Source organism: Sulfitobacter sp. 1A12779 (genome assembly GCF_043557315.1).
Taxonomy (GTDB): Bacteria; Pseudomonadota; Alphaproteobacteria; order Rhodobacterales; family Rhodobacteraceae; genus Sulfitobacter; species Sulfitobacter faviae.
Window position 1 is genome coordinate 1 of the sequence record NZ_JBIFFU010000010.1, and the last position, 25,328, is coordinate 25,328.

Consider the following 25,328-nt stretch of genomic DNA (forward strand, 5'->3'; position numbering starts at 1 on the left):
GAATAGAACGCGACCGGGCGACCGTGTTTGTGCAGATAGCTTTCCAAAGCTTCAAAGTAGCTGAACGTGCTCTCTGACTTCACAAACCGCAGTTCCATGAGCGTGCTGGTCGCGTCATCGATGAACACAAGCAGGGTGCAAGGTGGTGCGCGGTCTTCAAACCAGCGATGGTCCGAGCCGTCGATCTGGATCAGCTCACCGAAGCATTCCCGGCGCAGGCGAGGTTGATGAAACTGGCGGCGCTGCTTGCGAGACAGCCAGATGCCATCTTCAACCATCCACTTGCGCACCGTCTCACGCGAGACCTTTAACCCATGATGTTCGGCCAACATCTCAGCCGCAAGCGTCGGCCCGAAGTCCGGATAATGTTCCTTGATGACGGTCAGCGCATAATCGCGTTTGGCTGAGTGGATTTGGTTGTTCGGCGCGCGCCCACGCGACTTATGCCGGATCGCTGAGGCGCCGTCCTGGCGGTATCGCTTTAAAAGCCGAAACACTTGCCGCCGTGTCAGATCCAACATGTTCGCCGCATTAGCTACCGTCAGCCGACCATCGTCGACCTGCGCCAAAACCTCAACGCGGTTCAACTCGCGCTCACTCATCGTCACCCATCCCATGTCCACTAATCCTCGCTACCGTATGCAAGGAGAGTGACACTTCTGCTTTGCCGATGGGTGACATTACTGCTTTGCGGTACAGAAAGCATTCGCATAACGCGTCTTATGTTAATTTCCAGACTCCGCCATCTTGTACCACCCGCGACTCAGACAACAGCTTCTCCAGATGCGCCGCAACGTTTCGTTCTGCGGCCATTGCGATATGTGGGTCGGTTTTCTGGTAGACGGAAGCGGCGATATTCTGGACCGAACCCGGGGTGTTTGAGAGGTGGGCGAGGATCTCCGCCTCGCGACGCATGCGGTTGGAAAGCAACCGTTTGACGTAAGGTTGCGGATCCCGGAGTATAGGTCCGTGCCCCGGACAGTAGATCCTATCGTCGCGCTCAATCAGCCGCTGTAGCTGCGCGCAGTAGTCGTGCATGTTTCCGTCAGGGGGGCTGACGATCGAACTGTTCCAGCTCATAACGTGGTCGCCCGTGAAGAGCACTCCGTCAGGTCTCGCGAAACAAAGGTGGTCGCTCGCGTGACCAGGTGTGTGCAGGACGGTAAGACCGGCAATGACCTGTCCGTCCTCCAGAAACCGGTCAGGTCGAAATGCATCGTCAGGGAATGCCCGTGAGGCATAAACAGGTGCGTCTGTCCGTGCTCGCAGGGCTGGGACGACTCCAAAATGATCAGAATGGTGGTGTGTGAGCAGAATCCCGGATGGTTTGGCCCCCAAATTTTCGATGATTGCCTCGAAATGTGTACTGTCTTCTGCTGGGCCGGGGTCGATTATGAACCGACCATCAGGCGTATCAATGATGTAGCTATTTGTCCCGTGGTAGGTCATCTTTCCGGGATTGTTCGCGACGATCCTCAGAATTCCAGGGGCCAATTCGACTCCCTTCGCGCGGCAAGGCTCCGGCTCTGAGAAAAACATGCTGCTTCTTTTCATTGTGTGCGACCAGTTATTGATTGCGAACAATCCGGTTCGCACAGTTTTGTGCGTTGCTCTCGCATGGCGCCGGAAACCTCAGGCTGGCGTCCGGTGCCTACCAAATCTGGCATCGGACCATTTCAACTTATATCGGACTAAGACCGTATGAGACTAAAACAGTCTGATACGGTCTTGGGCTGGCAGTCACACAGCGCGGCGATTATGGTAAGCAGAATACAGAACTACAGCAATTGTCGCCTTCGTCAGATCCCCGATCAGGAATGGGTAAAGCCCGGCGTTCAGCAATTCCTCGCCATAACCGACAAAGCCACCCAACCAGAACAGCCCTGCGCAATACATGAGTATCGAGCCCGAAAAGACCGCGACAGATGCTCTGAATGAAGGCCAAAGTCCTTGCAGTGCTTGAACAACCCAACCGGCAGCCGCCGCTGCAAGTGCGAAGCCTACCAGGTATCCGCCTGTGGGACCCGCGATATATGCCAGTCCTGCCGGAGCCGGAGGCGTGCCTGCGAAGACCGGCAGGCCAAGCAGACCTTCAAAAAGGTATGTCACAACAACAAGACTACTACGCACCGGCCCCAGGAAAAGACCCAGACCCAAGACAACCAAGGTCTGTGTAGACATAGGTACGGGGTAGAACGGCACCACGATTTTGGCGGATATTGTCAGAAGAATTGTGCCGACGAGTATTATCGAGATCTCTCGGGTCAGTCTTGCGACTGATCGGCTTTGAGTGGTTTCCAGATTCATCTTTTTCGTCCTTGTTTCTGTAGATTGTTACTTTTTTGGATAGTAAGCTCACATGCGCTTGGCGACTTCTTCCAACATGACTTCGCTCGCCCCGCCGCCGATGGCCTGCACACGGGCATCGCGTGACATGCGTTCCACCGGTGTTTCGCGCATATAGCCCATACCGCCATGAAACTGGACGCAGTCATAGAGCACGCTGTTCACCAGTTCGCCGCAATAGGCTTTGACCATCGAGACCTCTTTCACGCAGTCACGGCCCGCGGCATCCAAACCGGCGGCGTGATAGACCAGCTGACGCCCTGCCACGATCCGCGTCTGACAGTCGGCCAGTCGCTGGCGCACGGCCTGCTTGTCCCAAAGAGCGCCGCCAAAGGCCTTGCGCTGCTTGACGTAATCCACAGTTATGTCCAGCGCGGTTTGCGCCTCGGCACAGGCCATCGCACCCAGCACGATGCGTTCGTTCTGGAAGTTCTTCATTACCGAATAGAAGCCGTGGTTGACCTCGCCCAAAACGTTTTCGGTCGGGATGCGGACTTCTTCGAAGATCAGTTCGGCAGTGTCCGAGCACAGCCAGCCGGTCTTATTCAACGCCCGGCCCACCGAAAAGCCCGGCGTGCCCTTTCCGACCGCGAACATGGTGATCCCGCGCGACCCCTTGGCATCGGGATCGGTCTTGGCACCGACAAAGTAGAGATCGCCATGCACGCCGTTGGTGATGAACATCTTGGTGCCGTTCAGCACCCAGTCCGACCCGTCCCGCACCGCGCGGGTGCGCATGCCGGCCACGTCCGAGCCCGCGCCCGGTTCAGTCACAGCAACGGCGGTGATCATTTCGCCCGAGACGATCGACGGCATCCAGCGCGCCTTCTGTTCGGGCGTGCCGGCGTTTTCCAGATGCGGCGAGGCCATGTCGGTGTGGACCAGAACCGTGGCCGAGAACCCGCCGAAAGTGGATCGCCCGACCTCTTCGGCCAAAACCACGCTGGACATCACGTCCAGCCCCGCGCCGCCATACTGTTCGTCATAGCGCATCCCCAGCACGCCGAGATCACCCATCCGGCGCAGCACGTCGCGGGGTACCTTGCCCTCCTCCTCCCAAGGCTCGGCCTTGGCGATCACCTCGGCTTCAATGAACCGGCGCAACTGGTTGCGGATCAACTCGAGGTCTTCGTTGAACGGGCCGGTGACCTGAGTAATGCTGTCTTGTCTGGTCATGTGTTTTCCTCTGGATCGAGTTTGATAAGTGGGGCGTGCCCGGCGACCGTATCGCCGGGTGCACAATAGATTTCAGTCACCACGCCCGCGACCGGCGCGGGCAGGCTTTGCAACAGCTTCATGGCCTCAAGCACCACCAGGGTGTCACCGGCTTTGACGCGGTCGCCGAGTGCGACGCGCACCTCGGCCACGGCGCCGGGCATGGGTGCGGACAACAGGTCAGCGACGCCAGACCCGCCGGTGGCACGTTGCAGATGCTGGTCTTCCAGCGTACGCAGGTCTGTCGCGGTCATTCCAGCAGGGGTTTGCAGGTGCACTCGCCAGTGACTCGGCGCGCGCACGACGTAAGCGATGCGCGAAAACGGAACCCCATCGATGCGTCCGCTCAGTCGGCATCCTGTTAAAGCGGCACTCTCGACCGTGATGGTCTGGCCGTCCGGCTGAATGGCAGTCAACCCCGACCCGGAGCCGTTCATGCGGATCGGTTCGTCTTTGGTTGTGTCCCAATAGAAGGCCGCGCCGGACTGTCTCGCAGGGGCTGTGAGTCGCCATGACCCCAGGCTTTCCCAGGGCGACGCGCCCGCCGGCACGAGACGCAGATGCAGCGCCATCGCGGCAAAGGCCATGTCCCGGGGATCAGCGGACGGTTCAGTCCAGCCGCCTGGAAACATCTCGGGCAGGCCCGAGGTATGGTGACGGAACGCCTCAAAATCCGGGTGTGTCAGCAACGCGCGCTGATAGGCCAGGTTCAGACCGACGCCACCGACGGCAAAGGCATCCATTGCGACGACCGCCTGACGGATCGCACCGGCCCGGTCCGGCGCGTGGACGATCAGCTTGGCAATCATCGAATCGTAATGGTGGCTGACGACCGAGCCTGCCTCGACCCCGGTATCGAGCCGCACGCCGGCGGGCGGAGCCCAAAGGCTGATCTCGCCCGTTTCGGGGCGGAAATTCTCGGCCGGGTTTTCGGCGGCGATGCGGATTTCAATCGCGTGCCCGTCGAATTTCACATCCGATTGCGCCAGTGTCAGCGGCTCGCCCCGCGCGATGCGCAACTGCCATTCAACAAGGTCGATGCCGGTGATTGCCTCAGTCACGGGGTGTTCGACCTGCAAGCGGGTGTTCATTTCCAGAAAGTAGTATTCACCGCGCCCGGGGTCATAGAGGTATTCCACCGTCCCGGCGGAGCGATAGCCGATCGCCAGCGCCAACCGCACCGCTGCAGCACGCATGCGGTCGCGCACAGCCTCGGGAAGATCGGCGGCGGGGGCTTCTTCGATCAGCTTTTGGTGGTTGCGTTGCAGCGAACAATCGCGGTCGCCCAGATGCAGCACGGTGCCGTGAGTGTCGCCCAGAACCTGCACTTCGACGTGGCGGGCACGGGGCGCATAGCGTTCGAGGAACACCGCCGGATCGCCGAAGGCGCTCTGCGCTTCGGCCCGGGCAGATGCAATCGCTTCGGGTGCGTCGCCCAGATCGGAGACAAGCCGCATCCCGCGTCCGCCGCCGCCGGCGCTGGCCTTGACCAGAAAGGGGGTGCCAAGCGCCTCGGCCTCTTGCAGCAGGCGCGCGTCGGACTGATCCTCGCCGCGATAGCCGGGCAGGACGGGCACGCCTGCGGCTTCGGCGGCAGCCTTGGCCTCGATCTTGGAGCCCATCCGCGCGATAGCGTCGGGTTCCGGCCCGATGAACACAAGGCCCGCCGCCTCGACCGCCGCCGCGAAACCGGCATTCTCAGACAGAAAACCATAGCCCGGGTGTACCGCATCCGCGCCCGTCGCCCGCGCGGCCTCAAGGATGGCCGCGACGTTCAAATAGCTGTCCGACGGGGCGGCCCCGCCGATGCAGACGGCATGATCGGCCTCGGCCACGAAGGGCGCGTCGCGGTCCGCGTCCGAAAACACCGCTACGCTTTCCAGCCCCAGTTTGCGGCACCCGCGCTGGATGCGCCGGGCAATCTCGCCCCGGTTGGCGATCAGAACGCGGGTGAAGCTCATTTCACCCGCCATGACGGAACGCCCTTGTTGATGAAACTGTTGATGCCTTCGATACCTTCCTCCGTCTCCCACGCATCGGCCAGCCGGTCGGCGGTGTAGATCATGTTGGTCTCCAGATCGTGGGACGCGACATAGGCGATCAGCGCCTTGGTATCGGCCACCGCACCCGGCGCGGCCTGAAGGTGATCATGCACCACCCGGTTCACCGTGGCGTCCAGGTCGCCCGGCGCGACAACCTCGGTCAACAGACCGATCCGCTCGGCGCGGGCGGTGTCGAACAACGCCCCCGACAGCATGGTCTCACGCGAATGCACCTTGCCGATGCGGGCCACCACGTAAGGCGATATATTCGCGGGCAGAAGGCCCAGTTTGACCTCGGTCAGACCGAAGCGCGCGCCTTCGGCGCCGATGGTGTAGTCGCAGACGGAGATCATGCCGACACCGCCACCGTAAGCCGGGCCGTTGATCCTCCCGATCAAGGGTTTGGGCAGCGTGTCAAGACGGCGCAACAGCCGCGCCAGCGTGGCGCTTTGTGCGACCCTTTCACTACGGGTTTTCTCGACATTAGAGGCGAACCAGTTGAAATCGCCGCCCGCGCAGAAGCTCTTGCCCGCGCCGGTCAGGACCACAATACGCACATCGTCATCTGCAGCCAGCTTTTCGGCGGCATCGTATAGCTCTGCGATCAATTCGCCATTCAGCGCATTGTGTTTGTCGGGGCGGTTGAGCGTCAGCGTGGCGACGCCGCGCGCATCGGTTTCGACAAGGATCGTGTTGTAGGTATTGGTCAACTTGAAGCCTCACATTCTGAATACAGGCGTATGGCGACCGGCTTCGGGCACCGATGTCACGATGGCCAGGCACAGGCCAAGGATATCGCGGGTTTGCGCGGGTTCGATCAGCCCGTCATCCCAAAGCCGCGAGGTGGCATAATAGGGATCGGACTGTTCACCGTACTGGGCCCGAACCTGCTCCTCGATCAGCTTCATGTCGGCCTCCATCTTGCCCGGGTCGCCCCCTTTCTGGCGGCGCAGTTCCAGCATCACATTTGTGGCGATGTCGGCAGACATGGTGGCCAGTTCCGCAGTGGGCCAGGCAAAGAGAAAATTCGGGGCGAAGCCACGTCCGCACATGCCGTAGTTGCCCGCCCCGTAAGAGCCACCCAGCAGCACCGACAGGCGCGGCACCTTGGCCACCGACATGGCATAGACCAGCTTGGCGCTGTCCTTGGCTATGCCGCCGCGTTCAGCGTCGGTGCCAACCATGAAGCCCGAGATGTTGTGCAGGAACAAAAGCGGGATGTTGCGTTGATCGCACATCGACACGAATTGCGCGCCCTTCAGCGAACTTGCGGACAAAAGCGCACCGTTGTTGGCCAGAATGCCAACCCGGTATCCATGGATGCACGCTGTGCCACAGACCAGCGTCTCACCCCATCCGGGCTTGAATTCGCGGAATTCGCCGGCGTCGATCATGCGCAGCAGAACCTCGCGCATGTCATAGGGCTGTTTGCGATCGGCGCTGATGACGCCAAGCAGTTCCTGGGGATCATGCGCGGGCGGCTGTGGTACCTTGTCGGGCTGCATCGCGCGCGACTGGCCCAGCTCGGCCACGATGTCGCGCATGAGTGCCAATGCGTGGTACTCGTCCTCGGCCAGATGGTCGGACACCCCCGAAACACGCGAATGCATCTCGGCCCCGCCCAGCGTTTCGCCATCGACCTCTTCGTTGATCGCCACCTTGACGATCGACGGCCCGCCCAGATGGATGCGCGCGTTGCCGCGCACCATGATGACCTCGTCCGACAGGGCCGGGATATAGGCCCCACCGGCCGTGCAGCCTCCAAAGACCGCCGAGATCTGCGGCAGACCGCTCGCCGACATGTTGGTCTGGCGATAAAAGGAATTGCCGAAATGCCGGGCATCGGGGAAGACCCTGTCCTGCTCTGGCAGATAGGCACCGCCGCAATCCACCAGATAGAGGCAGGGCAGCCGGTTCTCGGCTGCGATTTCCTGGGCGCGGATGTGTTTCTGCACGGTTTCGTGATAGAAGGAACCACCCTTCACTGTCGCATCGTTGGCGATCACAACGCAGGGCAGCCCGTGGACGATCCCGATACCGGTCACGATCCCCGCACCGGGCACCTCGCCTCCATATTGACCGTAGGCGGCAAGCGACGACAACTCAAGAAATGCAGTGCCCGGATCCACCAGCAGGTCGATCCGTTCGCGGACCAGCAGCTTGCCGCGCTTGCGATGCCGCGCGACCATGTCGGGGCGGCCGCCAGCCGTTGCTTCGGCGATCCGCGCACGCAGCGTTTCGACGCGCTCGCTTTGTGCGGCGTGGTTGCGGGTGTAGGTCTCTGATGCGGTCAGCACCGCTGTTTCAAGACGTGCCATGTAGTCAGGTATCCTGTCTTTGGAGTATCCCGTTGAGGAACACATCGGCATAGGTGCGTGACAACGCATCGGCGCTACCGCGGTCCGGGTCGAACCAATCGAGCGTGGCGTTCAATGTACCGATCAGCATCAGGCGCAGGCGACGGATATCGACGTCTTGCTTCAGCGTGCCATCTTTCTTAAGCTGGGACAGAAGACTGTCCCACTCTGCCTCATAGGCCCTTCGCGTGGGCAAGTTGGCATCCCGGACGGATTGCGGCACCTGCCCGAAAATACGCACATTCGCCGATGTATAATCGCTCACATCAAGAAGCGCGCGCAGATGCGCCCGGATCGCGGCGCGCAGTACCGTTTCGCCGTCGGTATCGGCCCGCAGGTCGGTGATGGCGTCTCTCATGCTCGCGTGAACGACTCGAATCCCTGCATCAAGAACGGCCGCGACGATCTCGTCCTTGGAACCGAAATGATAGTATATGCTACCCGCCTTGATCCCGGCGGCCTCGGCAATTTTTCGGAGCGAAACGGACCCGTAGCCTTGTTCGCGGAAAAGCCGCGCGGCAATGTCCAGCACCCCGTCCCGTCCAACCGCGCTGCGCGATGTCTCGTTGGCTTTGATTGCCGTGTTCTGTGCCATAGACCTTCGTATCGCTCCAACGCCTAACTAACGCCTGTTAGGTTAACAACGCAAGTGAGTCAATCGTCGTGATCGTGCCAGACTAGAGTTTGCGGAAAATTCCGCATTGGCGACCGCCAAGAGGCCGTCCAGACATTAATGTGCTTGCCCGGACCCCGTCATCGGGTCCGGGCAAATGCCTTAGATCACGAAACCGCCACCGCAGATGACGTGCTGGCCTGAAATGAAGTTCGATTCCGGCGCACAGAACAGATAGACGGCACCGGCAGCTTCTTCCGGAGTGCCGACCCGGCCCAGCGGGATCATGCGCTCCATCTGGGACAGGAGATCGGGGTTCACGCCGACCTTGATCTCTTTTTCTTCGACCTTGATCGTGCTGTCGCCATCCGCGCTGCCTTCGGTCAGGCGGGTGCGGATCGGGCCGAAGGCGACGGCGTTGACGTTGACCTTGTAGCGGCCCCATTCCTTGGCCATCGTCCGGGTGACCCCTAGGATACCGGCCTTGGCGGCGGAATAGTTGATCTGGCCAGCATTGCCGCCGGTCCCTGCGATGGACGAGATGTTGACTACCTTGCGGAACACCTCTTGCCCGGCGGCGGCCTCTTCCTTGGCCTTGGCGCTGATCACCGGCTGGGCAGCGCGCAGGATCTTGAAAGGTGCCGTCAGGTGGACGTCGATGATCGCCTGCCACTGTTCGTCGGACATCTTCTGAACGACGCTATCCCAAGTGTAGCCTGCGTTGTTCACGATGATGTCTAACCCGCCAAAGCTGTCCACGCCGGTCTTGATGAACCGTTCGGCAAAACCGTCTTCGGTAACGCTGCCGGCACAGACCACGGCCTCAGCACCCATTGCGCGCACCGCCTCGGCGGTTTCATTGGCCGGATCGGCGTCCAGATCGTTGATCACCAGCCGGGCCCCTTCCGAGGCCAGTTTGAGAGCGATTTCGCGGCCAATGCCCCGGCCCGAGCCCGAGACCAGCGCCACGCGCCCGTCGAGTTTTCCAGTCATATTGATTCCTCCCGAAAGGCGCTATCAGGCTTTTTCATAAAGCGTGGTGACGCAGGCCCCGCCGAGGCCCAGATTGTGCTGAAGCGCCAGACGTGCGCCATCAACCTGGCGCGCATCTGCCTGGCCGCGAAGCTGCTGAACGAGCTCGGTACATTGCGCTAGGCCGGTCGCCCCAAGCGGATGGCCTTTGGACAAAAGACCGCCCGACGGGTTGGTCACGTATTTTCCGCCGTAGGTGTTGTCGCCATCATCAACGAATTTCGCCGCTTCGCCGCGACTGCAAAGGCCAAGCGCCTCATAGGTGATAAGCTCGTTGTGGGCGAAACAGTCGTGCAGTTCGACCACATCCACGTCCTCGGGCCCGATGCCCGCGTCCTCGTAAACCTGATCGGCGGCGCGCTTGGCCATCGAAAAGCCGACCACTTCGCGCATGTCATGGGCTTCGAAAGTTTCCGGGCCGTCCGTCGTCATGGCCTGCGCCGCGATCCGAACCGAACTGTCCAGTCCGTGCTTGTCGGCGAATTCCTTGGAACAAATGATCGCGGCGGCCGCGCCACAGGTTGGCGGACAGGCCATGAGCTTGGTCATGACGCCGGGCCAGACGACCTGGGCGGCCATGACGTCTTCCGCCGTCACCTCCTGCCGGAACAGGGCAACCGGATTCTTCGCAGCATGTCGGCTGGCCTTGGCGCGGATTTTTGCGAAGGTTTCCAGGGGGGTGCCGAACTCGTCCATATGCGCCTTGCCCGCACCGCCGAAGTACCGCAGCGCCAGCGGGATCTCGGCACTGCCAACCAGTTCGTCGGTTTCTCTGTCGAATGCCGCAAACGGGCTGACCCGGTCATGGAACATCGCACCGATTGCGCCGGGCTGCATCTGTTCGAACCCAAGTGCCAGAGCACATTCGACCGCGCCGCTTTCAACTGCCTGCCTGGCCAGGAACAGGGCGGACGATCCGGTCGAGCAGTTGTTGTTCACATTCAGAACCGGGATGCCTGTCATTCCGACATGGTACAGGGCGCGCTGACCGCAGGTGCTGTCGCCATAGACATAGCCAACATAGGCCTGTTGGACTTTATCATAATCCAACCCTGCGTCTGCCAGAGCGGACCGGGTCGCAGCGGTCGCCATCACATCGTAGCTTTCGGATTTTCCCGGCTTCTGGAACGGGACCATCCCAACGCCTGCAACATAGGCTTTGTCTGTCATTTCTCTCTCTCCCAAGTTCGGTCAGGCCACCCTAATCGGTCCGCCAGCCTATTTTCTACCATTTGTTAGATTTTAAATCCCAACCTTGGGAAGTGTCAATATTGCCAAGCTGTGACGTAGGGAGCTTGCGCTATTTTCTAACTTGTGTTTGTTTTCGGGCCACACGCCCTGATCGGCGGCACAATTGAGGGATTCTGGTCCCGGCGCAACCGCTGACAAGCGTTTAGCACTCAGCTTACGAAAGGTGGTCGGAATGGCATACTGTTATGAGTTCAAGGGTTTTATACCCGTCGTGCCCGAGGATACATATGTCCACCCCCAGGCCGTTCTGATCGGAAATGTCATCTTGGGTCATGGATGCTACATCGGCCCCGGAGCAAGCTTGCGGGGCGATTTCGGCAGGATCGTGATCGGGGATGGAGCCAATGTTCAGGACAATTGCATCATCCATTCCTTTCCCGGCCGCGACGCCGTGGTGGAAAGCGACGGCCACATCGGCCATGGCGCGATCCTGCACGGTTGCACAGTGGGCCGGAACGCTCTGGTCGGAATGAATTCCGTCATTATGGATGGTGTAGAGCTTGGGGCGGAATCGATTGTCGGCGCGCAGGCGTTTGTGCGTGGCGAAACCGTGATTCCGCCGCGTTCGATGGTGGTGGGATCGCCGGCAAAGGTGATCCGCGAGGTCAGCGAGAAAGAAGTCGCGTGGAAAACGCGCGGCACCGCGGAATACCAGCAACTTGCGCGCGACTGTCTGGCCGGATTGACGCCGGTCGAACCGCTGAAGGCGGTCGAGGCAGACCGGCCCGGCATGGCGGCCTCTGACGTCGTCTCCATTCAGGAGGCGCGGCGGACATCGTCCTGACCTGTCCGGGAACCGGACCGGTCAGGACTACTTCAGATTCCGAAAGCGCCAGATGGAAGCGCCTTGACGCGGAACGGCACTCCCCGACCCGGTGTGCCGTCCCTCAAGCCTTTACAGACGGAAGATCCCGTAGTGCGGATCGTCGATCGGTGCATTGAGCGAGGCAGAAATCGACATGCCAAGCGCGTTGCGTGTGTCCGCCGGATCGAGGATGCCGTCATCCCACAGTTCCGAGGTGGAGGTATAGGCTTCGACATCGCGCTTGTATTTTTCCAGCACCGGTTCGCGGATCGCGGCGATTTCTTCTTCGGTCAGCTCTTTGCCTTCGCGCTGAAGCTGCCGAATCTTGACGTCCGCCATGGTATTAGCGGCCTGATCCGCCCCCATCACGCCGATCTCGGCTTGCGGCCACATAAACAGCGTGCGCGCATCCCAGGCCCGCCCGCACATGCCGTAATTGCCTGCCCCGTACGAGGCATTGGCGATCACTGTGAACTTCGGCACGACCGAACCGCCCTGCGCCATCAGCATCTTGGCACCGTCCTTGGCGATGCCGCGTTCTTCGTATTCGCGGCCCACCATATAGCCAGTGATGTTCTGAAAGAAGACCAGAGGTGTGCGGTTCTGATTGCAAAGCTGCATGAAATGCGCCGCCTTCAGCGAGCTGTCGTTGAACAACACCCCGTTGTTGGCAAGGATGCCAACCTTGTAACCCCAGATATGGGCAAAGCCGCAAACCATCGTGGTGCCATAGTCGGGCTGGTATTCGTGAAAGCGCGAGCCATCGACGATCCGCGCCAGAACCTCGCGCATATCAAACTGGGTTTTCCGGTCCTTGGGGATGATCCCATAAAGCTCCTTGGGGTCGTAGTATGGCTCTTCAAAAGCGGCGGTTTCGATGATCGTTTTCGGGGTGCGCTTCCATTGGCTGACAATCTCGCGCGCCAGTGAAAAGGCGTGCTGTTCAGTGGCGGCTCGGTAGTCGCCGGTTCCCGAAACCGAGGTATGCATAACCGCCCCACCAAGTTCCTGAACACCGACCTCTTCGCCGGTGGCCGCCTTGACCAGCGGGGGACCGCCAAGGAAAATCGCGCCTGTGCCTTCGATGATGATGTTGTAGTCGCTCAGCGTCGGCACATAGGCACCGCCAGCCGTGCAGTGTCCGCCGACCACGGCAATCTGCGGGATATTGGCCTGGCTCAGCTTGACCTGGTTGCGGAACACCCGCCCGCCCAGATACCGGTCGGGAAACACCCCGTGCTGCAGCGGCAGGAAACCGCCCGCGCTGTCGCAGATATGGATGACCGGCAGGCGGTTTTCCAGCGCGACATCCAGAAGACGCACGACCTTTTTGACCGTATGTGGATACCAAGCCCCGCCCTTGACGCTAGCGTCGTTGGCGTGGATGGCGACCTCGCGACCCTGCACAATACCGATGCCCGTCACCACAGCGGCGCCAGGCACGGTGCCATCGTATTCGCGACAGGCGGCAAGTGTGGAAAACTCCAAAAACGGAGTGCCGGGGTCCAGCAGCAGTTTCAACCGCTCGCGCACGCCCAGTTTGTTCTGGCGGGCAAGGCGGTCGATATCGCGTTGCGGACGTTCGAAACGCGCCGCGTGCTGGCGGGCGTGGAATTCCTTCAGCCGTTCAGACATGGCGGCGAAATTTGCCTTGTAGTCGGCGGCATTGGTGTCGATCTGACTTTCAATCCTGCGCATTGTCACTCCTCCTCCGGGGCCAATTGGGCCAGGATGTCTTTCAGACCAAAACTGTCGCCTTCGGCGAATGGCATTTCGGCAACGACCCCGCCGCGCGGCGCCGTCAGTGTGGTTTCCAACTTCATGCTTTCGATCACCAGAAGCGGCTGGCCTTCTTCAACCGCATCGCCGGGTTTAACCGCAACCGACACCACGACACCCGGCATGGGCGCCACCAATCGGTCGTCGCTCGCGCCACCGTCGCTTCCGGCCAGGCGTTCGGCGGGATCAACCCGCCCGACTTCGTAGGTTCGCCCGTCCATGTGCACAAAAGTTGCTTCCGGCCCCACGGCCAGTCGCAATTCGCGCACAACACCCTTGGCCCGCAGCTTGTAACCGCCCGGCAGACCCGTCGGGTCCAATTGGCAGGTAACAGCGCCAGTGGGGGTATTGAGCACGAACCGGCTGCCATCATGACCCAACCAGCAATCAGTCTCTTCTCCGTCGATCTGAAAAATCCGTTGCATCAGTTTCTCCACCCGCCCATCTTGCGGTACATTTCCGGTATCTGCATTACGTCACTCACCAGGCGCTCGTCCGATAGGGCCGCCGCCGCTATCAGCAAGTCAGAGACATCTTCGCCCGGCGCGGTCAGCGTTTCGGATTGTTCAGCCAGGAAGCCAGTTGAAACGTCACCAGAGGCGAAATCCGGATGTGCAAGGATTGCATCCAGGTAACCAGTGTTGGTCGTTACCCCGAGAATCACATAGCTTTGCACCGCGCTCCGGGCACGGGCGATGGCCTGCGCGCGATCCGGGCCATGTACGATCAGCTTGGACAACATCGGGTCGAAGTCGGTTGTCACCTTGCCGCCATCCAGAATGCCGCTGTCCACGCGGATCCCCTCGCCCTGGGGTTCGTCCAGCAGCAGGATATCGCCGATCGCGGGCCGGAAATCGGCCGTCGCGTCCTCGGCGCAGATGCGCAGTTCGATCGAGTGTCCGGTTTGGGGAATATCCGCCTGCACGGCGCTCAGCCCGTCGCCCGCCGCGACACGCAGCTGCTCGGCAACCAGATCGAAGCCGGTCACCAGTTCGGTCACCGGATGTTCGACCTGAAGGCGGGTGTTCATTTCCAGGAAATAAAAGGCCCCGTCCTGCGCATAGATGAATTCAACGGTCCCTGCCCCGCGGTATTTGACGGCACGGGCAATTCCGGCAGCGGTCTCGCAGATCTCATCCCGTTGCTCGGGGGTCAGCGCCGGTGACGGCGTTTCCTCGATAATCTTCTGGAACCGGCGCTGGATCGAACATTCACGTTCCCAGAAATGGACCACGTTGCCCTGTCCGTCGCCCATCACCTGCACCTCGATATGGCGCGGGCGTTCGATATAGCGTTCGACGAAAAGCCGCCCGTCGCCGAAATATCGTTCGCCTTCGCGGCGCGCGGTTTCGATTTCGGTTTCCAGCGTGCTGTCCTCGCGCACAACGCGCATGCCCTTGCCGCCACCGCCGGCCGAGGGTTTGATCAGCAGCGGATAGCCCACGGCGCGGGCGCGTTCGACAAAGCTCGCCGGATCATCATCCTCGATCGCCGAGGGGGCGACGGGAAACCCGTGTTCCTCGACAAAGGCGCGGGCGCGGACCTTGTCCCCCATCAGGTCGATGACCTCGGACGTCGGGCCGACAAAGGTCACTCCGGCTTTTTCCAGCGCCGCGACAAAACCGGCATTCTCTGACAGAAAGCCATAGCCGGGATGCACCGCATCCGCGCCGATCTTTGTTGCCGCCGCGACGATCTGCGGAATATCGAGATAGGCGGCCACGGGCGTCGGGCCGTCGATCATCACGACCTCATCTGCGATCAGATGCGCCGGCCCCTCTTGCTCGGCGACATGACGCAACACGGCCGTCGCAAGCCCGCGGGCCTTGGCGGTGCGCAACACGCGCGCCGCGATCTCGCCCCGATTGGCGACCAGGAGTTTCGAAATGGTCATGGTGTCGTCCTCTTAGTTCCGGGCCGCGGCATTCAGTCCGTCACGTGCAGCCAGATCGGCTGGCACGGGAATTTCGATATCAAGCAGCATCTGCGCGAACCCTTTGCCCTGCGGGTCTATGCGAACCGAGGCGATGCCGCCACCGCCAAGCGATTCATGCAACAGGAAATTCAGCGAATGGCTTCCAGGCAAGTCGAACCGTTCTACCCTGCCGTCGCAGACATGGGCGAAATAGTCCTTCACCACCTCTTCGCTGAGAGCCGAGCGGATATATGGCAGGTAGTCCGGCTTGCGCGCGAGGATGCCGATATTGGCGATGTCCCCCTTGTCGCCCGAGCGGCCCCAGGCCAGATCGACGAGGCGGACCTTGACAGCGTCCGGGCCGGGCTCGCGGCTATCTGCGGGCGGTGCGGCAGGTGGATCAAGGTGGACTGGCGTAGTGGCCACGCTCACGGGCACATCCTTGCCGTCGACCTCGACCGCGACGGGGGTCTCGGCCTTGCTCTGAAGGAAGGAGAACAGGCGGACCACCGGTTGCACCTTGGGCCGTCCGGCGAAGAACCCGGTCAGACCCTGCGCGGTCGAAATCGCCATCGGTGCTATTTCGCCGGCAAAGATGTTCAGCGCGGCGCGATCGTCATGGACCGCGCCGATCTTGAGCACCACCTCGCGGGTTCGGGCGCGCGCATTTGCGCCATAGGCCGCCTCGGCCCCCAGCACCTCGACGCTGACCTGCCGAAAATCGCCCATGTTGCGGTCGCGGAAAATCCGGCGACAGCGGGTCAGGATCGCCTCGGCCACACGTTCGGCCTTGGCGGGTGCATCAATCGCGGCCAGTGTCAGGGTAGAGACCGCGCGCCAGCCATCGGCATGGGTCGCCGACACCTTGTAGCTGTCGGTGCGCCCAAGCCCCCTGCCGCCCTTGACCAGCACCTGATCGGGTCCGACCTGCTCCAGGGTGACCCCGGACCAGTCGCAGATCACGTCGGGCAACAGGTAGGCGCGCGGATCCCCGATTTCATAGAGCATCTGCTCTCCGACTGACCCGGGCACGACCAGCCCGCCGGTGTCAGGCGTCTTGGTCATGATGAAACTGCCGTCTTCGGACGCCTCGACGATGGGCATGCCCATATTGTCCCAACCCGGCACGTCCTGCCAGTCGGTGAAGTTGCCGCCGGTTCCCTGGGGGCCGCATTCGATCAGGTGGCCGGCCAGCGATCCCTGGCTGAGCTTGTCCCAGTCATCGTCGCCCCAGCCGTATTCATGCATCAGGGGACCAAGCGCGACCGCGCTGTCGGCGCAGCGTCCGGTGATCACGATGTCGGCCCCGGCATCCAGCGCGGCAGCGATGGGGCGGGCACCCAGATAGGCATTCATGCTCCAGATATCATCTGGAAATGCGACACCCGAGAACATTTCCGTCTGACCGTTTTTGCGAATTTCATCGGCCCTGGGCAACAGGTCATCGCCTAGCACGACTCCGATGGACAGATCGATCCCGGCCTGGGCGGCGGCTTTGGCAAGCGCATCGCTGCAGCCACGCGGGTTCACGCCCCCTGCATTGGCAACGACCTTGATCCCTTTTGCCTTGATATCCGGCAACCAGGGTGCCAGCGCCTTGACGAAGTCCGGCGCATAGCCCGTCTCGGGCGCTTTGGCGCGGGCCCGCGCCATCAGCGACATTGTCACCTCTGCCAGATAGTCAAACACCAGATAGTCGATCTCGCCCTTTGAGACCAGTTGACCGATCGCTTCCGGCGTATCGCCCCAGAAGCCCGACGCGCATCCGATGCGCAGCTTGCGTTCCGACATATTCCTCTCCTCCCCGTTTGATCAGCGGCCCGTCCATTCAGGTTTGCGCTTCGAGATGAAGGCATCAAAGCCTTCGCGCGCGTCTTCGGTCTGCGCCACACGCGGTAAAAGTGTTTCTGCAAACCGCATCTGCTGCGGATAGGTCATATCCTCCATCGCGTGACAGGCGTATTTTCCCAGCCGGATCGCGCTCGGCGACTGCGCGGCGATCTGGGCAACCAGTTCTGCAACCTTGTCGTCCAGCCCCGCGGCATCGGTCACATAGTTGACCAGATTGAACTGCAGGGCTTCCTCGGCCGTCAGAGGAACGCCGGTGATGAACATCTCCATCAGCCTCCGCCGGGGCAGCACGCGCATCATGGGTGGCACGATCGTCATGGGAAACAGACCCACCTTCACTTCCGGCGTTCCGACGCGGGCATGATCCGCCATCACAGCCAGATCGCAGGCACAGATGATGCCCGCTCCCGCCCCCATCGCGACGCCATTGATGCGCGCGATCGTTGGCTTTCGGCACGCCTGTATCGTCTCGAACAACCTTCCGGCAAAATGATCCGGGTCCGCCGGATCCTGAACAAACGGGCCGCCATCCGCCCCCGCCTTGATGTCGCCCCCGGCACAGAAGGCGCGCTCGCCCTCGCCGGTCAGAACGATCACGCGGCAATCGCTGTCCCTCTCGGCAGCACATATGGCGGCCATGATCCCGTCTGCGACCTCACGGTTGAGGGCATTTCGATTATCAGGACGTCGAATCGTGATACGCACTTCTTTGCCGAGCACCTGCGATTGAACAACGCTCTCAGTCATTTCCGAAGTTCCCCCCTGCATTCAGGACGCCGCGCTTTCTTACGTCAGGTCGTCAAAAGCTTGGCTTGATCTATTTTCTAACATGTGTTTGATTTTGGTCAACAACGCAAACAACATTTTTCGGGAGGACGATATGACCGCTCAAAGTGAGGCCATCTCGGCTGATCTGGAAGCCATCAGGGCGAACTATTCTTTGACTGATGAGCAACGCCAGATCGTCGATCACGTGGATCGGGTATCGCGCGAGGTGCTGCACCCGCTGCAGGCGCGCATGGATGACGAGGAATGGTGGCCCGATGATCTGTTCAAGCAGATGGGCGAGCTGGGCCTGCTGGGGATTACCGCGCCGGAGGAGCTGGGCGGATCGGGGCAGAACGAGTTCACCCAGGCGCTGGTGTCCGAGGTGATTTCGAAGTGGAATCCGGCTGTGGGCCTCTCGCACGGGGCGCATGACAACCTGTGCCTGAATAACCTGCTGCGCAATGGCTCCGAAGAGCAGGTGAAGAAATACGTGCCGGGCCTTTGCTCGGGCGAGCTCGTCGGTGCTTTGGGCCTGACCGAACCGGGTGCGGGATCCGATGCGCTCGGATCCATGGCCACCACTGCCCGCCGCGACGGTGATGATTATGTCATCAACGGCTCGAAGATTTACATCACCAACGGCCCCATTGCCGATGTGATCCTGCTTTATGCCAAAACCGACAAGTCGAAGGGCGCCAAGGGCATTTCTGCTTTCATCATCGAGACGGACAATCCCGGTTTCAAGGTGGCGCAAAAGCTTGACAAAATGGGCTTTCGCGGCTCGCCAACCGGAGAACTGGTGTTTGAGGATTGCCGCGTACCCGCATCCGCCATGGTTGGACCGGAAAACACCGGCGTTTCGGTGGTAATGAGCGGGTTGGATCTGGAGCGTGCTATGGTTGCCTCAGTCTGCGTTGGCATGGCCGAACGCGCCCTGGAACTGGGGCTGGAATACGCCAAGATTCGCGAACAGTTCGGCAAGCCGATTGCAAGTTTCCAGATGATGCAGTCGAAACTGGCCGAGATCTACACCGAGGTCGAAACCGCGCGCGCCTTCGGTTATCGCGCGCTGGCCGCCTGTACCGGGTTGCCGAAAGGGGCCGGGGGCCGCGGCGAAATCCACAAACTGACGGCGGCGGCCTGTCTTTACGCCGGCGAGGCATTCAACAAGGCGGTGACCGAAGCCTGCCATATTCATGGTGGCTCTGGCTACATGCAGGACACCGAGATCAACCGGCTGTTCCGCGCCAACAAGCTGCTGGAAATCGGCGCGGGTACAAGCGAAGTCCGCAAGATCATCATTGCCGAAGAACTTTTGCGCGCCTGAGGGGGACGAGACAATGAACAAGCAACTGCGCAACGACACCGCTCTGCCAACACATTTCATGACGGACGAACAGCAGGCCCTGGCCGATCAGGCCGGCAAGTTCTTCATGTCCGAATTCCACCATCTGAACGCGGAAATGGACGATACTGATGACCTGCCGCCTTCGGTTTTCCCCAAGCTGGGCGAGATGGGATATCTCGGCCTGAACGTGCCGCCGGAATTCGGCGGGGCCGGGCTCGACTTTACCTCGGCCTGTATCATCACCGAGGAAATGTCTAGGGCCTCGGCGGCCATCGGACTGACCCATGTGGCCCATGACAATTTGTGCGTCAACAACATCTATCGCAACGCCAATGACGAGTTGCGCCGAAAATACCTGCCGGGCCTGTGCAACGGCACGCTGGTGGGTGCTCTGGGCCTGACCGAACCCGGCGCGGGGTCCGATGCGCTTGGCTCGATGCGGACCACGGCCAAAAAGGATGGCGACGACTACATCCTGAACGGCGCCAAGATCTACATCACCAATGGGCCGATTGCCGATCTGGTGCTGGTCTATGCCAAGACATCGCCCGAAAAAGGGGCCAAGGGCATTTCCGCCTTTATCGTGGAAACCGACACGCCCGGTTTCAAGGTGGCGCAGAAGCTCAACAAGATGGGATTCCGCGGCTCGCCGACGGGCGAACTGGTATTCGAAGATTGCCGTGTTCCGGCCAGAAACATGGTCGGCAAGCTGGATGGCGGGGTTGCCGTTACCATGTCCGGACTTGATCTGGAACGTGCCATCGTCTGTTTCAACGCTCTGGGCATTGCGCAGCGGGCGCTGGATATTTCCATCGATTACGCCAAGACACGCCAGCAATTCGGCAAACCGATCGCCAGTTTCCAGATGGTTCAGGCGATGCTGGCCGACATGTATACGCAGATCGAGGCCGCGCGCAGCCTGTCCTTGCGCACCGCTGCCATGTGTGAAGGCCTCGAAGAGGGCGAAGGCGGGCGCGGCGAAATCCACAAGCTCACCGCTGCGGCGATCTACAAGGCCGCTGAGGCGACATCCTTCGTGCTGGACAAAGCTGTCCAGATTCACGGCGGCTCAGGCTACATGCGTGATACCGAAGTGAACCGGCTGTACCGGACCGGTCGCGTGCTTGAGGTCGGCGCGGGCACCCAGGAGGTTCGCAAACTCATCATCTCCGGCGAATTGCTGAAGAACTAAGGGGGCGGAACATGAGCGAAGCGAAATCAAGGCGTTACGCGTCGGATCTCATGGCGGGCCAGGTTGCCCTGGTCACGGGGTCTGGATCTGGAATGGGCCGGGCGACGGCGATCGAAATGGCCGCTTGCGGAGCCAGGCTTGCGCTGTTCGCGCGCCGGGAAGAGCCGCTGGAAGAGACCGCCGAAATGATCCGCGCGGCGGGGGGCGAGGCCTTCGTCGTGCCCGGAGACACCCGCGACGAAGACAGTATTGAAACTGCGATGGGGCGGATCAAGGACCACTATGGGCAGTTGGATGTCTTGGTGAACAATGCCGGCGGCCAGTATATCGCGGCCGCCCGCGATATCACCAACAAGGGCTTCGAAGCCGTGATCCGCAACAACCTGATCGGATCTTGGCAGATGACCCGGGCAGCGGCGGATCACTTCATGTACGACAATGGTGGATCGGTTGTGTTTGTCACCGCCATCTCTGCGCGCACCGCGCTTACCGGCTTTACACACACCGTCGCCGCCCGCGCCGGTGTGACGGGCATGATGAAAACGCTGGCCGCCGAATGGGGCGAGTACGGCATCCGGCTGAACTGTGTCGCGCCGGGCACGATCAAGACCGATGCGCTTGGCCGCTATCCGATTCCGCCGGAACAGTGGAAAAAGCTGAACCGCTCGGTGCTAAACCGGATGGGGGCGGCCGAGGACATCGCAGGCACGATCATTTTCCTGGCCTCGAAACTTGGCGGTTTCATCACCGGAGAAGACATTTATGTAGACGGCGGTGAGACCTTGCATATGGGTCATGACGCGCGGGACATGATCAACCCCGCGATGTTCGAAAAACGCGAACGGGGAGATGGCAAGAATGAATAAACAGCCCGTCCTTCTGGAGATTTCCGACAGGATCGCCACGGTTACGCTGAACGATCCCGAGCGGCGCAACCCGGTCACCGGAAACGACATGATCGCTGCCCTTCTGAAGACCTTCGCCAAGGTGCAGGCCGATCCTCAGGTCAGCGTGATGATCCTGACCGGCGCCGACCCGGCCTTTTGTGCCGGCGGCGACATCAAGGAAATGAACGATCCCGACAGCGTGTTCCGCAAGGAGCCGCTGGCGGCGGCGCAGAGCTATGTTGATGGGGTGCAGCGGCTGCCGCTTGCGCTCTACAACATGGATATTCCGACCATCGCCGCAGTCAACGGCCCGGCGGTGGGCGCGGGGTGCGACCTGACCATGATGTGCGACATGCGCATCGCGTCGGAAAAAGCAAGGTTCGGCGAGGTGTTTCTGAATCTCGGAATCATTCCGGGCGATGCGGGCAGCTGGTTCCTGTTGCGTCGTCTGGGCCACCAGAAGGCCGCCGATCTGACCTTCTCAGGGCGCATGGTCGAGGCCAAGGAAGCGCTGGAGCTTGGTATGGTGCTTGAACTTGTGCCTCATGAAAAATTGATGGAACGTGCCCGCGAACGGGCCGCTGTCATCGCCGCGAAACCGCCGCGTGCGGTGCGGGTCGCCAAGCGTCTGATGCGCAATGCCGAACGGATGGACCTGCCGGATTTCCTGAATTCCGCGGCGGCCTATCAGGCGCTCATGCATCAGACCGAAGACCACCACGAGGCGGTTGCTGCGTTCGTCGAAAAACGAAAACCCAATTTCACGGGGCGTTAAAGGAAAGATCGCATGTCAGACATCACCCAAAAGAAGATGGAGCAAATCGCGCAGATGTGGAATGCGCGCGGCAAGGGTCTGATAACGCATATGGCGCTTGAGATCGAAGAGGTCTCGACGGAAGGTGTTCGGGTTCGGATGCCGTTCAATCCGGACTTTTGCGTCGATGCGGAACAATCGCTGCTCCACGGTGGTATCCTGACGGCACTTCTGGACAGTGTCTTTGGACTGGCGAACTTTGTTGCCATCGAAGGCGTCAGTACCATGGCCACTCTTGACCTCAGAGTTGATTACCTGCGCCCGGCCCGTTCACGCGCGGATGTCATCGTTCAAGCGCATTGTTTTCGCAAGACCCGCCACATCGCCTTCAATTCCGGCAGCGTCTGGTTCGCGGGCCATGAGGATGCTGAAATAGCCAGGGGAACCGCCTCGTTTGCATTGACGCGCGGCGAAACCAGCCTGTTTGACGCAATGACAAAAGGAAAAACTTCGTGATGGACGTGCAAACTGTCAATGCCAATGTATCCCGGGTGCCGTTCTTCCGATTTCTCAACTTTGAGGTCAGAAGTCTAGACAGTCTCCATGCTGAGGCGGAAATGACCTTTGATGACCGCCATGTCGGTAACCCGATCATGGAGTACTACCATGGCGGCATAATCGCGAGTTTTATGGAGGCCACTGCCGCCATCGCGGTACAGCCCGATTTCGCCGACGTTCCGGCCAAGCCGATCAACCTGACCGTCGATTACCTCAGACCCGGTGTGAAGGGACCGCTTTTTGCGCGCGCTAACGTCACGCGCAAAGGCAAACGGATGGCAAGCGTCAGCGTGCTCAGCTGGCAGACGGATCGGGAAAAGGCGGTTGCCGAAGGGCTGTATCACTTCCTTCTGGTCTGACCGGGGCAACCGCTTTCAGGGCTACCTTGTCCTGTGGACGGGGTCGCTTCCCGGTTACAAATGCCTTCCAATAACAGATTGATGAGCATGCTGGAGAATTCAGGCAGTGATAGATATCCTTCCACTCCTGCCTTGTTCGGGTCGAACCATTCCACCGTCCAGTTTAAGGCACCCAACATCACCTGGCGCAAGGGGACGATCTTGATATCCGACCGTATGGCACCGTCGTCCTGAGCTTCACGGAGTATCCGATCCCAGAGTTTTCCATACTCACGGCGAATACCCCTGTGCCTCTCCCTGAAATGATTGGGGAGCATTCCATAGCTTCTGATATTCGCCGAGGTGAATTCGCTTGCCTTGAAGAGGAAATCCAGGTGCGCCCAGATTGCAGTCGCTATCCTGGCGTAATGATCGTACGGGGCATCGAATTTCCGAACGGCGGCTTCGACACCTGCTAGCAAGTCCCTCAGTCCGGCGTTTAGAACTTCGTCAACGATCGCTTCCTTGGAGTTGAAATGGTAATAGACGCTTCCCGCTTTCATGTCCGCTTCTTCCGCGATCTTTCTCAGCGTGGTCGCCTTGTAGCCATTGTCCCTCAGAACGCGCGCTGCGGCCTTTAGAATTTCTGCACGGGTCTTAGCCGCCTTGCCGTCGGGATCCGGGATCTTGGCGGGAGTGGCGGGGCACAGCTTCAAGCCTTCGGTACCCGCCTTGCGATGTGGACACATTCCGTCAAGTATCAGCTTACTCATTCGTACCGCGAGGATGCGCACCGGATACTTGTCGACATCGTACCATTCTACGGTCCAGTTCATGGCACTCAGGATGAACTGGCGGATCACAGCAGTGGATATGTCGCTTCGAAGGTGGCCGGCGCGTTTGGCGTCATTCAGGAATTTGCCCCAGGCCCCTGCATATGATGCACGCAATTCGCGATGCGGGGCGCGTGTTTCGTCCGACAACATCGGATAGTTCCGAATATTGGCTGACGTGAAGTCGCTGTCGGTCAAGAGATAGTTCAGATGTGTTTCAATCAGCAATTCGAAGGTCTTGCGAAAACCCTCCGAACTTGTCGGTGCCGACCGAACGATTTCACTGACCGCCTGATATAGTTGACGGACGCCAAGATCGAGAACTTCGCTCAGAATCTGGTCTTTGGATTGAAAATGATAATAAATGCTGCCGGCCTCAATGCCAGCTTCCTGCGCGATGTCGCGCATAGTCGTTGCGTGATAGCCTTCATACCGAAAAAGTCGCGCAGCCGCCGAAAGGATACCCTCACGTGTCCTCTCAGACTTGCTCAAGTCTTCGCTCAGTGTCCTGGGTGGGTCAGTCTTGTGTACCATTCCATTTCGATACTTGCGGGACACGAGACTGTCCATTGCATTAAATCTAACAAATGTTAGAATAACGCAAGGAACGTTCCGAATCAAGTTCTTTGCCAAGATGATAGCGGAAGAGGAGGACCTCCATATGCGAGGGTTGAGTGGAAAACGCGTGATCGTGACCGGCGGCGGCAGCGGCATCGGGCGCGCGGTGTGCGAACGGTTCGGCGAAGAAGGTGCCGAGATTGCGATCTTTGACATGAGCGAAGACGGGGCGAAGGAAACGGTTCGCCTGATCACCGAGGCCGGCGGCAAGGCGCAGGCCTTCAAGGTGGACATCACCGACCGTGCCCAGGTCGACAAGGCTGTAGCCGAGTTCGAGGCCGGGGGTCCGGTCGATGTGCTGGTGAACAATGCCGGCTGGGACGTGATCAAACCGTTCCTCGACACCGATCCCGACCTTTGGAAAAAGGTCATCGACATAAATCTTTACGGTCCGCTGAATATGCATCACGCGGTGCTTCCGGGCATGGTCAAGAACGGCGGCGGCCGTGTGGTCAACATCGCGTCCGACGCCGGACGCGTCGGATCATCCGGCGAAGCCGTGTATTCGGCCTGCAAGGGTGGCATCATCTCGTTCACCAAAACCGTAGCGCGCGAACTGGCGCGTAAAGGTATTCAATTGAATGCGGTCGCCCCCGGCCCGACCGATACGCCGCTGTTCGCTCAGGTTGCCGAGGGCGAGGCCGGTCAAAAGATCGCCGAAGGTCTCAAGCGGGCGATTCCGATGAAGCGTCTTGCGCAGCCGACGGATTACCCTGGCATCATCTGCTTCCTGTCGTCGGACGACGCAGGGTTCATTACCGGCCAGGTGATTTCGGTTTCGGGCGGCCTGTCCATGCACGGTTAAAACGCTGGCAGCAGCGCCGGA

At 60.5% G+C, this 25,328-nt stretch carries 24 protein-coding genes; 8 read left to right on the forward strand and 16 right to left on the reverse strand.

The genetic code is table 11. The features are described 5' to 3' along the window. The 10 genes from ACGYLQ_RS12690 to ACGYLQ_RS12735 all read right to left on the reverse strand — a co-directional run. A partial coding sequence (locus ACGYLQ_RS12690; protein WP_394443339.1) for an ISNCY family transposase occupies window positions 1-617 on the reverse strand: 617 nt, incomplete at its 3' end. A gap of 103 nt (window positions 618-720) precedes the next feature. Then, window positions 721-1,539, reverse strand: a complete 819-nt coding sequence (locus ACGYLQ_RS12695; protein ID WP_028093934.1) for an MBL fold metallo-hydrolase — start codon at window positions 1,537-1,539, stop codon at window positions 721-723. A 201-nt stretch (window positions 1,540-1,740) separates the two neighbouring features. Further along, window positions 1,741-2,307 carry a biotin transporter BioY gene (locus tag ACGYLQ_RS12700; protein ID WP_035366645.1) on the reverse strand — a complete coding sequence of 189 codons (567 nt, stop codon included), beginning with the start codon at window positions 2,305-2,307 and terminating at the stop codon, window positions 1,741-1,743. A gap of 48 nt (window positions 2,308-2,355) precedes the next feature. Beyond that, window positions 2,356-3,522, reverse strand: a complete 1,167-nt coding sequence (locus ACGYLQ_RS12705; protein ID WP_394443341.1) for an acyl-CoA dehydrogenase family protein — start codon at window positions 3,520-3,522, stop codon at window positions 2,356-2,358. Beyond that, the gene (locus ACGYLQ_RS12710) at window positions 3,519-5,534 is read right to left on the reverse strand and encodes an acetyl/propionyl/methylcrotonyl-CoA carboxylase subunit alpha (protein ID WP_394443343.1); all 2,016 of its coding nucleotides are present in this window, start codon (window positions 5,532-5,534) and stop codon (window positions 3,519-3,521) included. Before ACGYLQ_RS12710 ends, ACGYLQ_RS12705 begins: the two co-directional genes overlap by 4 nt. Beyond that, complete coding sequence (locus tag ACGYLQ_RS12715) at window positions 5,519-6,313, reverse strand: crotonase/enoyl-CoA hydratase family protein (RefSeq protein ID WP_009803479.1); 795 nt, start codon at window positions 6,311-6,313, stop codon at window positions 5,519-5,521. Before ACGYLQ_RS12715 ends, ACGYLQ_RS12710 begins: the two co-directional genes overlap by 16 nt. A 9-nt stretch (window positions 6,314-6,322) precedes the next feature. Next, window positions 6,323-7,921 carry an acyl-CoA carboxylase subunit beta gene (locus ACGYLQ_RS12720; protein WP_027264431.1) on the reverse strand — a complete coding sequence of 533 codons (1,599 nt, stop codon included), beginning with the start codon at window positions 7,919-7,921 and terminating at the stop codon, window positions 6,323-6,325. Window positions 7,922-7,925: 4 nt separating this feature from the next. Next, entirely contained in the window at window positions 7,926-8,555 is a 630-nt protein-coding gene (locus ACGYLQ_RS12725) for a TetR/AcrR family transcriptional regulator (protein WP_036051609.1), read from the reverse strand. A 180-nt stretch (window positions 8,556-8,735) separates the two neighbouring features. Continuing rightward, window positions 8,736-9,566 (reverse strand): SDR family NAD(P)-dependent oxidoreductase, encoded by an 831-nt coding sequence (locus ACGYLQ_RS12730; RefSeq protein WP_027264429.1) that lies wholly within the window; start codon window positions 9,564-9,566, stop codon window positions 8,736-8,738. Between the two features lie 24 nt (window positions 9,567-9,590). Beyond that, window positions 9,591-10,775 carry a lipid-transfer protein gene (locus ACGYLQ_RS12735; RefSeq protein WP_027264428.1) on the reverse strand — a complete coding sequence of 395 codons (1,185 nt, stop codon included), beginning with the start codon at window positions 10,773-10,775 and terminating at the stop codon, window positions 9,591-9,593. A 253-nt stretch (window positions 10,776-11,028) separates the two neighbouring features. Between ACGYLQ_RS12735 and ACGYLQ_RS12740 the strand changes: the two genes are divergently transcribed. Next, a complete protein-coding gene (locus tag ACGYLQ_RS12740; protein ID WP_027264427.1) occupies window positions 11,029-11,640 on the forward strand; it encodes a transferase hexapeptide repeat family protein in 612 nt (203 codons plus the stop codon). Window positions 11,641-11,751: 111 nt separating this feature from the next. On the opposite strand, the gene ACGYLQ_RS12745 is transcribed toward ACGYLQ_RS12740, so the two are convergent. From ACGYLQ_RS12745 to ACGYLQ_RS12765, 5 genes are read right to left on the reverse strand one after another with little or no spacing between them, the layout of a single operon-like run. Continuing rightward, complete coding sequence (locus ACGYLQ_RS12745; protein ID WP_027264426.1) at window positions 11,752-13,359, reverse strand: acyl-CoA carboxylase subunit beta; 1,608 nt, start codon at window positions 13,357-13,359, stop codon at window positions 11,752-11,754. A 2-nt stretch (window positions 13,360-13,361) separates the two neighbouring features. After that, window positions 13,362-13,877: an acetyl-CoA carboxylase biotin carboxyl carrier protein subunit gene (locus ACGYLQ_RS12750; protein WP_027264425.1), complete on the reverse strand. Its 516-nt coding sequence runs from the start codon at window positions 13,875-13,877 to the stop codon at window positions 13,362-13,364. Beyond that, the gene (locus ACGYLQ_RS12755) at window positions 13,865-15,334 is read right to left on the reverse strand and encodes an acetyl/propionyl/methylcrotonyl-CoA carboxylase subunit alpha (RefSeq protein WP_027264424.1); all 1,470 of its coding nucleotides are present in this window, start codon (window positions 15,332-15,334) and stop codon (window positions 13,865-13,867) included. Before ACGYLQ_RS12755 ends, ACGYLQ_RS12750 begins: the two co-directional genes overlap by 13 nt. Window positions 15,335-15,346: 12 nt before the next feature. Continuing rightward, a complete protein-coding gene (locus ACGYLQ_RS12760) occupies window positions 15,347-17,146 on the reverse strand; it encodes an acyclic terpene utilization AtuA family protein (protein ID WP_027264423.1) in 1,800 nt (599 codons plus the stop codon). Window positions 17,147-17,167: 21 nt separating this feature from the next. Then, window positions 17,168-17,953 carry an enoyl-CoA hydratase-related protein gene (locus ACGYLQ_RS12765; protein WP_027264422.1) on the reverse strand — a complete coding sequence of 262 codons (786 nt, stop codon included), beginning with the start codon at window positions 17,951-17,953 and terminating at the stop codon, window positions 17,168-17,170. A gap of 94 nt (window positions 17,954-18,047) precedes the next feature. Here ACGYLQ_RS12765 and ACGYLQ_RS12770 point away from each other — a divergent pair, with 94 nt between their 5' ends. Genes ACGYLQ_RS12770 through ACGYLQ_RS12795 form a run of 6 tightly spaced genes read left to right on the forward strand, consistent with a single transcriptional unit; the run spans window position 18,048 to window position 23,072 of the window. Beyond that, window positions 18,048-19,301: an acyl-CoA dehydrogenase family protein gene (locus ACGYLQ_RS12770; protein WP_243613895.1), complete on the forward strand. Its 1,254-nt coding sequence runs from the start codon at window positions 18,048-18,050 to the stop codon at window positions 19,299-19,301. A gap of 13 nt (window positions 19,302-19,314) precedes the next feature. Beyond that, window positions 19,315-20,514, forward strand: a complete 1,200-nt coding sequence (locus ACGYLQ_RS12775; protein ID WP_027264420.1) for an acyl-CoA dehydrogenase family protein — start codon at window positions 19,315-19,317, stop codon at window positions 20,512-20,514. A gap of 50 nt (window positions 20,515-20,564) precedes the next feature. Further along, the gene (locus ACGYLQ_RS12780) at window positions 20,565-21,380 is read left to right on the forward strand and encodes an SDR family NAD(P)-dependent oxidoreductase (protein ID WP_394443381.1); all 816 of its coding nucleotides are present in this window, start codon (window positions 20,565-20,567) and stop codon (window positions 21,378-21,380) included. Further along, a complete protein-coding gene (locus ACGYLQ_RS12785) occupies window positions 21,373-22,176 on the forward strand; it encodes an enoyl-CoA hydratase-related protein (RefSeq protein WP_027264418.1) in 804 nt (267 codons plus the stop codon). Before ACGYLQ_RS12780 ends, ACGYLQ_RS12785 begins: the two co-directional genes overlap by 8 nt. A gap of 12 nt (window positions 22,177-22,188) precedes the next feature. After that, the gene (locus ACGYLQ_RS12790) at window positions 22,189-22,671 is read left to right on the forward strand and encodes a PaaI family thioesterase (RefSeq protein ID WP_027264417.1); all 483 of its coding nucleotides are present in this window, start codon (window positions 22,189-22,191) and stop codon (window positions 22,669-22,671) included. Beyond that, window positions 22,671-23,072, forward strand: coding sequence for a PaaI family thioesterase (locus tag ACGYLQ_RS12795; protein ID WP_027264416.1), 402 nt, complete (start codon window positions 22,671-22,673; stop codon window positions 23,070-23,072). The genes ACGYLQ_RS12790 and ACGYLQ_RS12795 overlap by 1 nt, the downstream gene beginning before the upstream one ends. On the opposite strand, the gene ACGYLQ_RS12800 is transcribed toward ACGYLQ_RS12795, so the two are convergent. After that, window positions 23,054-24,454 (reverse strand): TetR/AcrR family transcriptional regulator, encoded by a 1,401-nt coding sequence (locus ACGYLQ_RS12800; RefSeq protein WP_272490802.1) that lies wholly within the window; start codon window positions 24,452-24,454, stop codon window positions 23,054-23,056. The genes ACGYLQ_RS12795 and ACGYLQ_RS12800 overlap by 19 nt on opposite strands. Window positions 24,455-24,545: 91 nt before the next feature. Between ACGYLQ_RS12800 and ACGYLQ_RS12805 the strand changes: the two genes are divergently transcribed. Further along, a complete protein-coding gene (locus tag ACGYLQ_RS12805) occupies window positions 24,546-25,307 on the forward strand; it encodes a glucose 1-dehydrogenase (RefSeq protein ID WP_027264415.1) in 762 nt (253 codons plus the stop codon). Window positions 25,308-25,328: the final 21 nt, after the last annotated feature.